Genomic DNA, 16617 nt, shown 5'->3' with positions numbered 1-16617 from the left:
TGAGTTGAATTTAGGGGTGAATGTGTGTGAGAAAAGTTAAAAAATTAATGGATAGTTTTAACTATGCAATTGAAGGAATGATATATACAGTAAGAAATGAAAGAAATATGAGGATACATATGGTTGCAACCTTACTTGTATTAACAGCTTGTTTTTTTTATGATTTAACTAAAATAGAATTAATAACAATAACAATAACAATAACAATGGTTCTTGTATGTGAGATGATTAATACTGCAATAGAATGTACTATTGATGCTACAACTAATTATTATCATCCACTAGCTAAAATAGCTAAAAATGTTGCAGCTGGTTCAGTTTTGGTATCTGCAATAAATTCAGTCTTAGTAGGATACATTATTTTTGGTGATCGATTAAGTCCTTTTACTTTTATTGTTATGAGAAAAATTAGAAATTCAAATCCATATATGATTTTTTTAAGTTTAGTTATAGTTTCACTAGCAACTATAATAGTTAAAGCTATATTTGGGGAAGGAACTCCATTAAAAGGAGGAATGCCTAGTGGTCATAGTGCTATAGGGTTTTCTATAGCAACTACTATAGTTTTACTTACAGAAGAACCTGTCATTATTATACTTAGCTATCTTATGGCATTTATTATTGCTCAAAGTAGAGTGGATTCAGAAATACACTCTATTTTTGAAGTTGTGGTTGGAGGGGTTTTGGGAATATTTCTCACTATGTTGATTTTTAGAGTTTTTGGTTAAAATATTAATGCGAAGGTTTTAAATTACTATCAAGACATGATATAATCTAGATACTATCTATATGACAAATTTAATACTTTGGAGGAAAGGTTATGGAATATAGAGATTTAATAGAAGAGGCTCTGAAATTTAGGGAGAACGCTTATGCACCTTATTCTAATTTTAAAGTAGGTGCAGCAGTTATTATGGATGATAATAAAATATATGGAGGATGTAATATAGAAAATGCATCTTTTGGTGCAACTAATTGTGCTGAAAGAAGTGCTATTTTCAGTGCTGTATCAAAAGGAAATAGAAATCTTAAAGCTATTGCGTTAGTTGGAGATACTTCTACATATACTTATCCATGTGGAATTTGTAGGCAGGTTATTAGCGAGTTTTGCGATGAAAATACTGATATAATACTTGTAAAAAATGCAAATGATTATGTAATAAAAAAAATTGATGAAATACTTCCAGGAGCATTTACAAAAAAAGACTTACAAAAATAAGGAGGAATTATGTTTAAATCAGGATTTGTAACAATTATAGGAAGACCTAATGTAGGAAAATCTACACTTATAAATACAATAATAGGGGAAAAACTATCTATAGTATCTTGTAGACCACAGACTACAAGAAATAATATACATGCAATATTAACAAAAGATAATTATCAGATTATTTTTGTTGATACACCAGGTATTCACAAGCCAAGACATAAGCTCGGTGAATACATGGTTAAAAGTGCACAGGAAGCGAAAAGAGAAGTTGATTTAGTAATGTTCATGACAACTCCAGAAGAAGAAATTGGAAAAGGAGATGAAATGATATTAGAGGGATTAAAAAATAGTGAAAAACCTGTATTCTTGGTTATAAATAAAATAGATGAAAATAATCCAGAAATAGTTGCAAAAGCACTAGAAGCATACTCTAAGTATATGGATTTTGCCGAAATAATACCTATTTCTGCTAAAAGAAAAAAAAATATCAATACTCTTCAAGAATTAATGGCTAAGTATATGCCAGAAGGACCTAAATATTATCCAGATGATATGATAACAGATCAACAAGAAAGATTTGTGATTTCTGAAATAATTAGAGAAAAATCATTAAAACTTTTATCACAAGAAGTTCCTCACGGAATTGCTGTGGAAATAATTTCTATGAAAAAAAATCAAATTGGAACTTATCATATAGATGCAAACATACTTTGTGAAAAGGATACACATAAAGGGATAATTATAGGTAAAGGTGGAAGAATGCTTAAGAAAATTTCAACTTATTCAAGACAAGATATGGAAAAGTTTTTAGATGCAAAAGTTAATCTTAAAATCTGGGTTAAGGTAAAAAAAGAGTGGCGTGATAGTAAATTCATGTTAAAAGAATTAGGATATAGAGAATAAAAGGAAAATTTTACAAAAAAATAAAAAAAATACTGTTATTTGTTTATATAAATAGGTTATAATAATAAATAGGAGATGGTTTTCTGGCAATATTTAAAAGCAGAGCTGTTGTTCTAAAAACTCAGGATTTTAAGGAAAAAGATAAAATTGTATGGTTGTTCAGTGAGAAATTAGGAAAAATTTCATCAATAGCAAGAGGTGCTAAAACTAGTAAAAGTAAATTTCTATCGTCTACACAACCCTTTTGCTTTGGCGAATATGTACTTTATAGAGGTAAAAACTTATATACAATAAATGAAGTTGAAACAATAGATTCATTTCAAGGAATATTAAAGGATTTTGATTCAATAACCTATGCATCTTATTTTTGTGAATTAATAATAATAGCTTTAAATGATGAAGAAAGCATAAGGGAGTTTTTTAAAGAATTTGTTAAAGCTTTTTATCTTATCAAAAACAAAGCGGTGGATTTGGAAATTTTAACAAGATGCTTTGAAATGAAGCTTTTAAAGTTTACAGGATATGGTTTCGATTTTGATAGATGCAGTATATGTGGTAAAAAAATTATAAGTTCAAACTATATAAGTTTTCAATATCACGGTGGTATATGTAGGAATTGTAGAAGGAGTAATGGTACTAATATAAGTTATACTGGATATAGTATATTAAGATTTTTAAATAATATAGAGTTGGAGAATATAAATAGGATTTCAATACCCCGGGAAGTGAAAAATGAAATATATAAAATTTTAAACATATTTATTTCTCAAAGTTATTCTAAGAAACCTAAAAGTTTAGAAATATTTAAATATTTATAAGGGAGTGAGTTCATGAGTGAAATTTCTTTAGAAAAAATAGATATTATTAGGGAAAGAACAGGAGTTACTTATACTGAAGCCAAAGAAGCTTTAGAAAAGTGTGATGGCAATGTAGTTGATGCTTTGATATATATTGAAAAGAACCAAAGCAATATTAAAGATGATTTATATACTACAAAAGATGAGTTTATGAAATGGATGAAGGAAACAGTTAAGAAAGGTAATGTTAATAGGATTAGAATAAAAAAAGATAAAAAAGTAATTGTGGATATTCCAGTTAATATGGGATTAGCTGCTGGAGCAGTAGCTCTTTTGTGGCCACCACTTGTAGCTGTAGGAGTATTAACAGCAGTGTTTACAAAGATAACAGTAGAAATAGTAAAAAGTGATGGTTCGGTTGAAGTGTTTAATAAAATAATAAGAAATAAAGCTAAAGATGTAAAAAACAAAGTAGATGATATAACAACAGATATGAAGGACAAAGTTGATGATGTAAAAAATGATATGAAAGACAAAGTTGATGATGCAAAAAATGATATGAAAGATAAGTTTGATATTGGAAAGAAAGATGCTAAAGATGACAATGTTTATCAATATACTGTAACTTTTGAAGAAATTGATGATGTAGGTAAAGAAAACAATGACGGCATATAATGCTGTCGTTTTGTTTTTTAGTATAGGCTAAAGTGTATAATATATAGTGCTACTTTAATAAAATTGTAGAAAACAAAACATATATATACCATAAATATAGTAACAAATAAGAGGTAATTGAAGAAAAGTATATCATTTATCTAAATATTTTTTAAAAATGAGTCATAAATAAATAAAAGTGTTATGCTAATTTACTAAACACATGATATAATGTAGTAGCATTAACATAGAGGGGGTCGAAAACAATTAAGCTTTCAACAAGACAAAAAGATATTATAGAATTAGTAAAAGAAAATCAACCTATAACAAGTGAACAATTAGCAAATAGAATAGGAGTTACTAGAGCAGCGTTAAGACCAGATTTAGCTATTCTTACTATGACAGCGATATTAGAAGCTAGACCAAAGGTTGGATATATATATTCTAAAAAACCAACTTCAAGTATAGTATATGATTACATAAAAAAAATTAAGGTAAAAGATATAATGTCAAAGCCTGTTACTTTAGATGAACAGACTACTGTTTATAATGCTATAGTAAATTTGTTTTTGAATGATGTAGGAACTATTTTTGTAGAAAATAATGGATGCTTAGTTGGAGCGGTTTCTAGAAAGGATTTTTTAAAAATCGCTATAGGGGGAACTGATATAAACAAAGTTCCAGTAGGAATAATTATGACAAGAATGCCTAATATAATATTTGTTGAACCAGAAGAAGATGCTTATTCAGCTGCGCAAAAAATTATTGAACGTGAGGTGGATAGCTTACCAGTAATTGAAAAATTCACAGAGGAAAATGAAGAGAAATTTAAGGTAGTAGGTAAGCTTTCAAAGACAAACATAACACGTCTTTTTGTGAAAATGGGTGAGGAAAATCAATAATAAGTGTTTAACGGGGAAACCCGTATAATAAAAAGACAAAATACAAAGGGGATGTTTTTATGAAAAATCAAAAGTATGTTTATCTTTTTAATGAAGGTAATGCAGGTATGAGGAACCTTCTTGGAGGGAAAGGTGCTAATCTTGCAGAAATGACAAATTTAGGGATACCTGTTCCGCAAGGATTTACACTTTCTACAGAAGCTTGCACAAAATATTATGAAGATGGAGAAATAATATCAGATAATATTGTACAGCAAATAGAAGAAGCGCTTTCAGAAACTGAGAAAGTGACAGGTAAAAAATTTGGTGATAAAGAAAATCCTCTTCTTGTTTCAGTAAGATCTGGTGCTAGAGTTTCTATGCCGGGAATGATGGATACAATACTGAATTTAGGACTAAATGATGAATCAGTAAAAGGAGTAACAAAGCTTACAAACAATGAAAGATTTGCATATGATTCTTATAGAAGATTTATTCAAATGTTCTCCGATGTTGCAATAGGACTAGAAAAAAGAAAATTTGAAGATATTTTAGATAGCGTAAAAGAACAAAAAGGTGTTAAATATGATACAGATTTAGATGCAGAAGATCTAAAAAATATTGTAGTTCAATATAAACAATTATACTTAAAAGAAATTGGAAAGGAATTTCCACAAGATCCTAAAGAACAGTTGATGGAATCAGTAAAAGCTGTATTTAGTTCATGGAATAACCCTAGGGCTATAGTATATAGAAGATTAAATGATATACCAGCTAGTTGGGGAACAGCTGTAAATGTTCAATCAATGGTATTTGGTAATATGGGAAATAATTCGGGAACAGGTGTGGCATTTACAAGAAATCCTGCTACTGGTGAAAATAAAATTTTTGGTGAGTACTTAATAAATGCACAAGGAGAAGATGTTGTAGCTGGGATTAGAACTCCTCAGCCAATTTCAAAATTACAACAAGATCTTCCAAAATGTTATAAAGAATTTATGGATATAGCTGAAAAACTTGAAAAACACTATAGAGATATGCAGGATATGGAATTTACTATAGAACAAGGTAAATTATATTTTTTACAGACAAGAAATGGAAAAAGAACAGCAAATGCAGCTTTAAAGATTGCTGTTAGTTTAGTAGAAGAGGGAACATTAAGTAAAGAAGAAGCCTTGTTAAAGGTTGAACCTAAACAGTTAGATTCATTACTTCATCCAACTTTTGATGAAGAAGAATTAAAAAAACATACGCCTATTGCTAAAGGGTTACCAGCATCACCAGGTGCTGCTTGCGGTAAAATCTATTTTACAGCTCAAGATGCTAAAGCACATCATGAGAAAGGTGAGAAAGTAATTTTAGTAAGATTAGAAACTTCACCAGAAGATATTGAAGGTATGGTAGCCGCTGAAGGAATACTTACAGTAAGAGGAGGAATGACTTCACATGCAGCAGTTGTGGCAAGAGGAATGGGAACTTGCTGTGTAGCTGGATGCGGAGAACTTAAAGTAAATGAAAAAGAAGAAAACTTTATTGTTAGAGGAAAAACTTATAAAGAAGGAGATTATATATCTCTTAATGGTAGTACCGGAAATGTATACGGAAATGTATTAAAAACAGTATCTCCTGAAATAACAGGATATTTTGGAACATTTATGGCTTGGGCAGATGAAATTAGACGATTAAAAATAAGAACTAATGCTGATACTCCAAGAGATGCTGAACAAGCGGTTAAATTTGGAGCTGAAGGAATTGGACTTTGTAGAACAGAGCATATGTTCTTTGATGAGGAAAGGATACCTGCTGTTCGTGAAATGATAGTTTCTGATAATGAAGAGCATAGAAGAAAAGCATTAGAAAAATTACTTCCAATGCAAAGAAAAGATTTTATAGGTATTTATAAGGCTATGCAGGATAGACCAGTAACAATAAGATTCTTAGATCCTCCACTACATGAATTCTTACCAAGTGAAATTGAAGATATAAGAGACCTTGCTGAAGAAATGGGATTGAGTTTTGAAGAGTTAAAATCTACAATTGAAAACTTGCATGAATTTAATCCAATGATGGGTCATAGAGGATGTAGACTTACGGTTTCATACCCAGAAATTGCTGAAATGCAAACGAGAGCAATAATAGAAGCAGCAATTCAAGTTAAGAAAGAAGAGGGATATGATATTGTTCCAGAAATTATGATTCCACTTGTTGGAGAAAGAAAAGAATTAAAATATGTTAAAGATATTGTTGTTAAAACAGCAGATGAAATAATAGCTGCTGAGGGTATTGATATGAAATATTTAGTTGGTACTATGATAGAAGTACCAAGAGCAGCGTTAACAGCAGATGAGATAGCTAAAGAAGCTGAATTTTTCTCATTTGGAACAAATGATTTAACTCAAATGACTTTTGGATTTTCAAGAGATGATGCAGGTAAATTCTTAAATGATTATTATGATAAGAATGTATATGAATCTGATCCATTCCAAAGATTAGATCAGAGTGGTGTGGGTAAACTAATAGAAATGGCAGTACAATTAGGAACAAAAACAAGAAAAGATTTAAAAATTGGAATTTGTGGAGAACATGGAGGGGATCCATCATCAGTTGAATTCTGTCATAGAATAGGACTTAATTATGTATCATGTTCACCATTTAGAGTTCCACTAGCAAGACTTGCAGCAGCTCAAGCTCAGATAAAAAATCTTAGATAATAAATTTTAGTATAAAAAAGTCACCGTTTAATATATAGGTGACTTTTTTGTAGTATTAAATTTATTTTCAATATAACAAGAAAAACTTTCTGCAAATTTAATTTGAGAATCAAAATGTTTAGTGGATTTTTTTAATATATTTGTAAATGATTTTTTGTTACATTGTCGTATATTTCTATAATAGTCTCTAGAAATTTTCCAATATCTTTGTGGAAAAGCTAAATAACCTAGTAAATAGTTGTATTCATCAATAGTTAATGGACGTATTTTTTCATAAGATTCTAAACAATTTAGTAGAATGTCCATATTCCAATCAGTATTATCTCTTTTCAGAAGTCTTCTAAAAAAATAAGAAAAATCATGAACAGCATAATCCATTCTACATTTGTCAAAATCTATTAGCCATATATTTGAAGAATTATCAAATATTATATTTTTGTTCACATAATCCATATGGCATAAAGATACTGTCAAATTATCAGGATTAATTTTGCTCAAAGCTTCAAGTGATTTTTGTGCTAAGTAGATCCCTTTACCGAAATCATTTAAGAAAGTTTTTGAAAAATAATCTTTGTATTTGAAGGCTAAATTAGAGTTTGAAAGTAAATTTTCAAAATGTTTGTTAATAGATTTATAAAAATCATTACATCCTTTTCTATTAAAACTTCCTATTATTGGAGTAAAATTTAAACAAATATTATGCATGTAACCTAGATTATAGGAAGACTTTATTAAATGATCATGGCAATCATAGTCACATTTATCTCCATCAATCCATGGTGTTAATATAAATAGCATGTTTTTATAATTGACAAATCGACCATTGTATTTAGTAGGAAGAATTTTAGGGACACGTATATTATTTCGGTATAGCCATTCAATAGCAGAGTAAACAAAAAGTAGTTCTTCTTTATTAAAGTAAACTTTTTTTAAACAATATTGTTTACTTAAATAAGTTACTTTGTAAACAGCTCTTTGTTTATCTGTATTTTTGAATTTTATTGCAGTTACCTGTGAATTTTCTAAGTTATAGAAAGGTAAAACTGATCTTTTTACATTTTCTTCAGACAATAAGTTAAAGTTGTATGATTTAGCTGATTCAGGCATAGTAACACTCCTTAAAAAAAGCTTCAATATAAACATATTAATAAAGTTTATATATTATACATTTAAGTTATAAAAAAAGGAATTTCATATAAAAGTATAGAAATACTATAGAAAGAAGGAAATAAAATTAGCGCGAAGAGGTGCTTTTCAATGAATATACGAGAGAAGATAGAATACGATGAAAAAAATATTTTAATACCGTATGCTGCTTTTTCATCAAACACTAAAGGAAGAAAAAAAATAGAAGAAAAAGATAGTATAAGAACAGTATTTATGTTAGATCGCGATAGAATAATTCATAGTAAATCCTTTAGGAGATTGAAACATAAAACGCAGGTTTATATAAAAACATGGGGAGATCATTATAGAACTAGACTTACGCATACTCTAGAAGTAGCCCAAATAGCTAAAACTATAGGTCGGGGAATAGGATTAAATATAGATTTAATTGAAGCCATAGCATTAGGACATGATATAGGACATGTAGCTTTTGCTCATAATGGAGAAGAAGTATTGGACAAATTAAATCCTAAAGGATTTAAACATAATGAAAATAGTATAAGAGTACTTTCAAAAATAGAAAAACAAGGGGTAGGGTTAAATTTGACTAAAGAGGTGCTAGATGGTATATTACATCATAGTGGATTTTCTAGAAAGGAAAAAAAATCCTTTACTTTAGAGGGACAAGTGGTTAGATATAGTGATAAAATTGCATATGTTAATCATGATATAGATGATTCAATAAGAGCGGACTTATTAAGAAAAGAGGAGATTCCTAGAGAATTTCTTCAAACTTTAGGACAGACTCACGGAAAAAGAATAGGTACTCTTGTCAAAGATTGTATTTATACTACTTTAAATAATATAGAAAAAGATAAAATTGAAGTAGGGTTAAGTTACAAAATAGAACGCAGCTTAGTAGAGTTAAGAAAATATATGTTCGATAATATTTATAATGGGGAAATACTAAAAAAAGAAAGGTATAAGGCTAAATTTGTTTTAGAACAAGTTTATAATTATTTTTTGAAAAATCCTCAGAATATGCCTAGATTTTATTTACAAATAGTAGAAGAGGAAGGGCTTTGCGTTGGAGTTACAGATTATATTTCTGGTATGAGTGATGATTATTGTTTATACTTATTTAATGAATTATATGTACCAAAGATTGTAATGTATTAGAAATATGAATAAAATTTACAAATAAATCAAAAAATACATTAGTAAATATTAAAATAGAGAAATATGAAAAAAATGAAGGAAATTTCTGTTTTCTAAAGAATATATATATCTATAGAAATTTGAAAAATTAAAGAAGGATATTATGTTTTTTTGTCGAATACATACATGGTTGATTTAAAAACAAATTTAAAATAATGACTGGGTGGGAAACTCAAGTGATAAGTGAAGAAATAATTGAGAAAGTCAAAGAACAAAATGATATAGTTGATATTATTTCTGAAAATGTGAAATTGAAAAAAGCTGGAAGAAATTTTGTAGGGCTTTGTCCATTTCATCATGAAAAGACACCTTCCTTTAGTGTGTCTCAGGATAAGCAGATATATAAGTGCTTTGGATGTGGTGAAGCTGGTAATGTAATCTCGTTTGTTATGAAGATTAGAAACCTTCCTTTCGTTGAAACAATAAAATACCTTGCGGAGAAGGCAAATATAGATATAGATATTGATGATAATAGCAAGGCTAAACGAGATACAAATGAAAGGTTTTACAAAATAAATGTAGAAGCAGCAAAATACTATTTTAAAAATCTTCAATATGAAAAAATAGTTATTGATTATTTGAAGAGAAGAGGAATTCAGAATAATACAATTAGAAAATTTGGATTAGGGTATGCATTTAAAGGATGGAATAATGTAATTAAATACTTAAAGAATAAAGGATATTCTGAGCTCGATTTGCTTAATGTGGGATTAATCATAAAAGGTAGAAATAATTCTTTCTATGATAGGTTTAGAGAGAGAGTTATATTTCCAGTGTTTGATTACAGAGGAAAAGTTATTGGGTTTGGAGGAAGAGTTTTAGATGATTCTAAGCCTAAATATTTAAATTCTCCTGAAACTCAAGTGTTTAAAAAAGGAACAAATCTTTATGGATTAAATTTTGCTATAAAAGATAATATAAATAGAACATTAATTATTGTGGAAGGGTATATGGATTGCATATCTTTGCATCAATATGGGATTACTAATGTTGTAGCCTCTTTGGGAACAGCACTTACATCTAATCAAGCTAAATTATTAAAAAGATATGCTGATAAAATAATAATAGCATATGATGCAGATTTAGCGGGACAAAAAGCTACTATAAGAGGACTTGAGATATTGAAAAAAGAAGGGTTCGATTTGAGAGTCTTAACAGTTCCAGAAGGTAAAGACCCAGATGAATTTATTAGAAATAATGGTAAAGAAGCTTTTTCAAAGCTGGTAGAAAGTTCCTTGCCTTTTATTGATTATAGAATAAAAATGGCTAAGTATGGTTTGAATTTAAAAAACAGAGAAATGACTATAAAATATATACATAAGGTTGCTGAAATTATTTCAGAATTGGATCCTGTTGAAAAAGATGTTTACATAAGAAAAATTTCAGAGGAAACAAACATAAAACAACAAGCAATATACGATTTACTAAGTGAAGAAATTCAAAAAAATGTAAAAATTACACAAAATATGTATACTCGAAATGATTTTGGACAAAAATTATACTTAGAGCCTGCTTATGTAAAAGCAGAACGTAATTTGATAAAAATTATGCTTCAAGATATTGAAAATTATGAATATATAATAAGTGTTATTAGTGTAGAAGAATTAATAATAGATAGCCATAAAAAAATATTTAATCTAATAAGTGAAAATATAAAAAATGATATTGAAAATATAGAAGCTTATATAGAGGCTAGATGTAATGATACAGAAACTTTAAAAGAATGGATAATTATTGAACAAATTGAACCTATAAATAAAGAGAATTATCAAGAGCTTGTAAATGATTATATTAGAGAAATTAAAAAATTTAAGCTGGAGGAGTCGAAAAAAGAAATTATGAAGAAAATCAAAGAATATGAATCAAAAGGATTATTTCAAGAATCATTAAAATTTGTAAAGGAATTTGAGATAATTCAAAATGAAATAATGCAAATTAACAAGTGTGAAAGGAGGTAATTAAATGACCGAAAAGAACAAAAGGAAAAATACTTCTAAAAAAACTACTATAAAAGATAATAATGAAAAAATGAAAATAGTAAAAAGTCTTATTGATAAGGGAAAGAAAAAATCTAGTTTGACTTATAAAGAAATTATGGATGAACTAGAAAATGTGGAATTAACTCCTGAACAAATAGAAAAAGTTTATGCAGTTCTTGAGTCAATGGATATTGAAATAATTGGAAATGCAAAAGATGTTGAGACACAACAAGAAGAAGAATTAGATTTATCTGTACCAGAAGGCATATCAATAGATGATCCAGTTAGAATGTATTTAAAAGAAATAGGGAAAGTACCTCTTTTAGCGCCTGAAGAAGAAATCGATTTAGCTAAGAGAATAGAAGAAGGAGAAATGTTTGCTAGGAAAAAGTTGGCTGAAGCAAACCTTAGATTAGTTGTTAGTATTGCGAAAAGGTATGTTGGGCGTGGAATGCTTTTTCTTGATCTTATTCAAGAAGGAAATTTAGGTCTTATAAAAGCTGTAGAAAAATTTGATTATAGAAAAGGTTATAAGTTTAGTACTTATGCTACATGGTGGATTAGACAGGCGATAACAAGAGCTATAGCTGATCAGGCAAGAACTATAAGAATACCTGTTCATATGGTTGAAACAATAAATAAACTTATCAGAGTTTCAAGACAATTAATTCAAGAATTAGGACGTGAACCTCAACCAGAGGAAATAGCTAAAATTATGGAAACACCAGTTGATAAAGTTAGAGAGATTATGAAGATAGCTCAAGAACCAGTGTCTTTAGAAACTCCTATTGGAGAAGAAGAAGATAGCCATTTAGGAGATTTTATTCCAGATGATGAGGCTCCAGCTCCAGCTGAAGCAGCTGCGTTTATAATGCTAAAAGAGCAGCTTATTAATGTACTTGATACATTAACTCCTAGAGAAGAAAAGGTTCTAAGACTTAGATTTGGACTTGATGATGGAAGAGCAAGAACACTTGAAGAAGTTGGAAAAGAGTTTAATGTAACTAGAGAAAGAATCAGACAAATAGAAGCTAAGGCTTTAAGAAAGTTAAGACATCCAAGTAGAAGTAAAAAATTAAAGGATTATTTGGATTAGAGATAAGATGTTTTCAAAAAGAGTAAAGTTTAACTTTACTCTTTTTTTATGATATAATACCTTTAAAGAGGTGATGTGATGGAAACATATAAATGTAAAAAAGGTAATGGACCTTTTCTTATATTTTTATTAATAATATTAATTAATGCTTGTGTATTATTAATAAACCATTTGGTGGATTTATATGTACTGCTTTCATTAATTAAAATTTTTTTAGTTGCAATTAATATTTATTGGTTTTATTATTTGATTTTAGCGTTATCATTAAAATATGTAATTGATGATGATAACTTATATATAATGGGTTTTTGGGGATTAAAAAAGGTAAAGATTTCTTTTGATAGTATAAAAGCATATAAAACCTCTAAAGGAATTATAAATGGTGTAAAACTATCAGGGATTGGTAAGAATAATTTTGCTTTTGGAAGATATGTTTTAAATAAGATAGGAACAACTAGAATGTTTGTAACTTATGGTTCAGAAGTTATATATTTAAAAACTGAAGAAATAAATTATGCCATAGCGCCAGAAAAAATAGATGAATTTAAAAATGTTTTATTTGATAGGAAAATTAAGTTTTTAGATTGGGAATATGAAAATAATAAAGAAATAAGCTTACATAAAGAAAGTGGATTTATGTTGCCTTTTATACTTGTAAGTGTTGTAATAGTAATTTTTACTGTTACACCTTTTATTCTATACTTAAAGCAGGTGCTTCCAACAAAAATGCCATTAAGTTTTAATGCTAAATTTGAACCAGTAAAAATGGGCACAGGAAAGCAGTTTGCTTTTAAACAAATGACATATGGTATTTTAAATATGGCAATTTTATTTTGTATGTATTATGCAGCACATTTTCATGCTAAATATGATAAAAAAAGTGCTAATAGATATATTTATATTGTTTTAATAATAGCAGTAGTATTTTTCTTAATGCAAATCAAAACATTAATTCAATTTATATAGGAGATAAGGTTTATGAATATAAGTACTAGACTAAAAGATATCGCATCAATGCTAGATAAATGTAAAAATATGGCTGATATAGGAACAGACCATGCATATTTACCTATTTATTTAATAAAAAAAGGAATTTGTAATAGTGCTATTGCATCAGATATAAATAAAGGGCCAGTGGATAAAGCAAGAATAAATATTAACAAAGAAGGATTAAGCGAAAAAATAGACTGTAGATTAGGGCAAGGGCTTAGAACTATAGAACCTTATGAAGTGGAGTGTGTTGTAATTGCTGGCATGGGTGGAAATTTGATTAGAGATATAATCGAAGAAAGAAAAAATGTTTTTAAAAGTTCACAGTATATGATACTTCAACCTGTTCAAAATCCTGAAGTTTTAAGAAAGTACATTTATGAACAGGGATATGATATAATTGATGAGGAATTAAGTATAGATGAAGAAAAATTTTACGAAATAATAAAAGTTAGATATGATAATAAACCTAAAAAACTTGACAATATTTATTATGAAATAAGCGAAAAGTTAATAAGCAAAAAACATCCTCTTTTGAATAAATATATTGCTTTTAAAATAAATAAATGTAAAAATATATTAAATTACATAGAGGATAAAACAGAACCAGCTAAAAAGAGAAAGCAAGAAATTGAAGTTAAGGTAAATAAATTGGAGGAATTGTTATTATGTCTTTAATGGTTAGGGATATAAAAAATATAATGGAAAAAATTGCGCCAATAAAATTGAAAGAGGACTATGATAATGTAGGCTTAATGGTTGGAGATTTAAACAGTGAAGTCACGTCTGTTCTTGTAGCTTTAGATTGTACTTTAAAGGTTATAGAAGAAGCGAAACAAAAGAAGTGTAATTTAATTTTTACGCATCATCCTCTTTTGTTTAGAAAACCATCGGCTATTACAACGGATACTCTTATAGGCAAGAAGATTATAGAATTAATTAAAAATGACATAAGTTTGTATTCCAGCCATACTAATCTGGATTCTGTTAAAGGCGGAATTAATGATATAATTATGAAAATATTAGAATTTGAAAATTTTGAAATAATTGATCCTGTACATAATGTAGGCTTGTCATATCAAAATAGTGGAATAGGGAGGATTGTTGCTTTAAAAGAGCCTATAACATTAAAAGAGTTATGTGAAAAAGTGAAAAGCACGTTAGAGCTTTCTTATGTAAGATATGCGGGAGAAAATTTTAAAAATATAAGTAAAATTGCAGTAATAAATGGAAGTGGTCAGGATTATTTTGATGTTGCTAGAAAATTAGGTGCTGATTGTATTATCACAGGTGATACTACATATCATTATGTTAGTGACTACAATGAACAAGGAATAGCTGTAATAGATGCTGGACATTTTGGAACAGAGTGGCCAGCGGTTAAAGTTGTAGGTGAAATTCTAAAAAACAAAATACAAAACATGGGTTTTAATAATGACGTTATTGTTTCAGAAAATATTTATGATCCATATAAATTAAAATAGAAATGAGTTTTGGGGCTTATTTCTATTTTTTATTTTTATTAATAAAGTTGGTTGTTAATTATTCAATGATTTATATAAATGAAATTAAAGCCTTAAGATAAAAATATATTAGGGGGAATTTAAATGAAGTATAATTTAGAAAAATTAATAAAAATTGAGAAAAACTATAATAAAGTTAGAGAAAGTAATAAAATCTTAAAAGACGGGTCACATATGTATTTGCTGAGAAAAATGAAAAAGGAATTTGAAGAAGCTAAAAATATATATTTAGAAAAGAAAGCAAAAATAGAGGAAATGGAAAGTAAATGCATTAAAATAAATAAAAATATAGATTTAGAAAAAGAAGAACAAAAACAAAGTGAATATAAATTATATAATGAATGTGGAAGTAATTTCGGTATGATGGCAAAACTTGAAGAACAAATAGAGAAACATAAATCTAAAATTATAGAGATGGAAAATGAATGCATAGAGTTTTTAGAAAAAGAAGAAGAATTTAAAAAAGAAAAAGAAAAGTTGAGACAGCAGTTGTTAAAGGTAAAAGAGGATTTTTATAATTGTAAAGAAGATGCAAGTAAGAAAATAACTAAAGCAAAACAGGAGATTGTTAATGTACAAAGGGAAGTGGATAAATTAGAATTAGAAATTCCAAAAGAAATATTAGAAAAGCTTAATTTATTAAGAAATGAAAAAGGTAGTGCAGTTGTTGAAGTTAAAAAAGGAGTATGTATGGGGTGTAAAATAAAGATATCATTGATTACTTTAAATAAATTAAATAATAGTAAAGAAATAGTATGTTGTGAAAACTGTGGAAGAATAATTTACTTAGGTGAAAGTTGAAATTGTGATTAGCAAAAATTTACAGGAAAATAAATTTGATTTTTGATATGTAATGTGGTAAGATTATATCTGCGAGTAAGCCAGACAGTCGCTGCTGCAAATTTTGCAGGAGAGGAAAGTCCGAGCTCCGTAGGGCAGGGTGCTGGGTAACCCCCAGTGAAGGCAACTTTAAGGAAAGTGCAACAGAGATATACCGCCAAAGTTTACTTTGGTAAGGGTGGAAAGGTGAGGTAAGAGCTCACCAGCGCATTGGCGACTTTGCGGCTATGTAAACCCCACTTGGAGCAAGATTGAATAGGAAGACACATGAGGTTGCCCGTCTCGTCTTCGGGTAAAATCGCTTGAGCTTATTGGTAACAATAAGCCTAGATAGATGACTGTTTAACACATAACTCGGCTTATAGACTTGGTCGCACATTGAAAACACTGCCTTTCGGGGTATGTGTTTTGTTTTTTGCCACTCTAAATTTGATTTAGTAATTTAGTGATTTCTATTATAGTAAAAGTTAAAGTGTAAAGAAAATAAAAAACAATTAGAAAATAAATATGTTAAAAAAGGATACTTCTGTATAGATGGAGGTATCCTTTTTTTAAATCTAATAAATTTAAGGTTTAAATATAAGAGAAAATGAAATGAAAAATATAAAGTATTAGTATTTTAGTTTTCTTAAGAAATTTGTAAGAATTATAGCAGTAAAAAATTAAATAATATATGCTAATATAGTGTAAGAGATATCTCAGAACATT

The 16617-nt window shown here is 28.4% G+C and carries 15 protein-coding genes and 1 other RNA gene; 15 read left to right on the top strand and 1 reads right to left on the bottom strand.

The window, feature by feature from the left end; genetic code table 11:
• The first annotated feature begins 47 nt into the window (after nucleotides 1–47).
• The 7 genes from OW763_RS07750 (at nucleotide 48) to ppdK (ending at nucleotide 7156) form a co-directional block, all read left to right on the top strand.
• Complete coding sequence (locus OW763_RS07750) at nucleotides 48–728, top strand: diacylglycerol kinase (RefSeq protein WP_268040654.1); 681 nt, start codon at nucleotides 48–50, stop codon at nucleotides 726–728.
• Nucleotides 729–820: 92 nt separating this feature from the next.
• Nucleotides 821–1219, top strand: a complete 399-nt coding sequence (locus tag OW763_RS07745; protein ID WP_268040515.1) for a cytidine deaminase — start codon at nucleotides 821–823, stop codon at nucleotides 1217–1219.
• Nucleotides 1220–1228: 9 nt separating this feature from the next.
• Nucleotides 1229–2113: a GTPase Era gene (era, locus tag OW763_RS07740; RefSeq protein WP_268040514.1), complete on the top strand. Its 885-nt coding sequence runs from the start codon at nucleotides 1229–1231 to the stop codon at nucleotides 2111–2113.
• A 68-nt stretch (nucleotides 2114–2181) separates the two neighbouring features.
• Nucleotides 2182–2931, top strand: a complete 750-nt coding sequence (gene recO, locus OW763_RS07735) for a DNA repair protein RecO (protein ID WP_268040653.1) — start codon at nucleotides 2182–2184, stop codon at nucleotides 2929–2931.
• A gap of 12 nt (nucleotides 2932–2943) precedes the next feature.
• Nucleotides 2944–3585 (top strand): DUF4342 domain-containing protein, encoded by a 642-nt coding sequence (locus OW763_RS07730; RefSeq protein ID WP_268040513.1) that lies wholly within the window; start codon nucleotides 2944–2946, stop codon nucleotides 3583–3585.
• Between the two features lie 245 nt (nucleotides 3586–3830).
• Complete coding sequence (locus OW763_RS07725; RefSeq protein WP_268040651.1) at nucleotides 3831–4466, top strand: transcriptional regulator CcpN; 636 nt, start codon at nucleotides 3831–3833, stop codon at nucleotides 4464–4466.
• A gap of 59 nt (nucleotides 4467–4525) precedes the next feature.
• Nucleotides 4526–7156 carry a pyruvate, phosphate dikinase gene (gene ppdK / locus OW763_RS07720; protein ID WP_268040512.1) on the top strand — a complete coding sequence of 877 codons (2631 nt, stop codon included), beginning with the start codon at nucleotides 4526–4528 and terminating at the stop codon, nucleotides 7154–7156.
• A gap of 27 nt (nucleotides 7157–7183) precedes the next feature.
• On the opposite strand, the gene OW763_RS07715 is transcribed toward ppdK, so the two are convergent.
• Nucleotides 7184–8263: a CotS family spore coat protein gene (locus OW763_RS07715; RefSeq protein WP_268040511.1), complete on the bottom strand. Its 1080-nt coding sequence runs from the start codon at nucleotides 8261–8263 to the stop codon at nucleotides 7184–7186.
• A gap of 150 nt (nucleotides 8264–8413) precedes the next feature.
• Between OW763_RS07715 and OW763_RS07710 the strand changes: the two genes are divergently transcribed.
• From OW763_RS07710 to rnpB, 8 genes are all read left to right on the top strand, one after another.
• The gene (locus tag OW763_RS07710; protein WP_268040510.1) at nucleotides 8414–9442 is read left to right on the top strand and encodes a deoxyguanosinetriphosphate triphosphohydrolase; all 1029 of its coding nucleotides are present in this window, start codon (nucleotides 8414–8416) and stop codon (nucleotides 9440–9442) included.
• A gap of 194 nt (nucleotides 9443–9636) precedes the next feature.
• The gene (gene dnaG, locus OW763_RS07705; RefSeq protein ID WP_418921792.1) at nucleotides 9637–11439 is read left to right on the top strand and encodes a DNA primase; all 1803 of its coding nucleotides are present in this window, start codon (nucleotides 9637–9639) and stop codon (nucleotides 11437–11439) included.
• A 4-nt stretch (nucleotides 11440–11443) separates the two neighbouring features.
• The gene (gene rpoD / locus OW763_RS07700) at nucleotides 11444–12556 is read left to right on the top strand and encodes an RNA polymerase sigma factor RpoD (protein WP_268040508.1); all 1113 of its coding nucleotides are present in this window, start codon (nucleotides 11444–11446) and stop codon (nucleotides 12554–12556) included.
• A 78-nt stretch (nucleotides 12557–12634) separates the two neighbouring features.
• Nucleotides 12635–13522: a PH domain-containing protein gene (locus OW763_RS07695; RefSeq protein WP_268040507.1), complete on the top strand. Its 888-nt coding sequence runs from the start codon at nucleotides 12635–12637 to the stop codon at nucleotides 13520–13522.
• Nucleotides 13523–13534: 12 nt separating this feature from the next.
• Complete coding sequence (locus OW763_RS07690; protein WP_268040505.1) at nucleotides 13535–14224, top strand: tRNA (adenine(22)-N(1))-methyltransferase; 690 nt, start codon at nucleotides 13535–13537, stop codon at nucleotides 14222–14224.
• Entirely contained in the window at nucleotides 14215–15030 is an 816-nt protein-coding gene (locus OW763_RS07685; protein ID WP_268040504.1) for a Nif3-like dinuclear metal center hexameric protein, read from the top strand. The genes OW763_RS07690 and OW763_RS07685 overlap by 10 nt, the downstream gene beginning before the upstream one ends.
• A 123-nt stretch (nucleotides 15031–15153) precedes the next feature.
• Nucleotides 15154–15870, top strand: coding sequence for a zinc ribbon domain-containing protein (locus tag OW763_RS07680; protein ID WP_268040503.1), 717 nt, complete (start codon nucleotides 15154–15156; stop codon nucleotides 15868–15870).
• Between the two features lie 72 nt (nucleotides 15871–15942).
• An RNA gene (rnpB, locus tag OW763_RS07675) (RNase P RNA component class A) lies at nucleotides 15943–16287 on the top strand.
• Nucleotides 16288–16617 lie beyond the last annotated feature (330 nt).

Source organism: Clostridium aestuarii (assembly GCF_026735135.1).
GTDB classification, from domain to species: domain Bacteria; phylum Bacillota; class Clostridia; order Clostridiales; family Clostridiaceae; genus Clostridium_H; species Clostridium_H aestuarii.
Note: the sequence above shows the minus strand (reverse complement) of the source record. Positions and strands in the feature narration are given on the sequence as shown.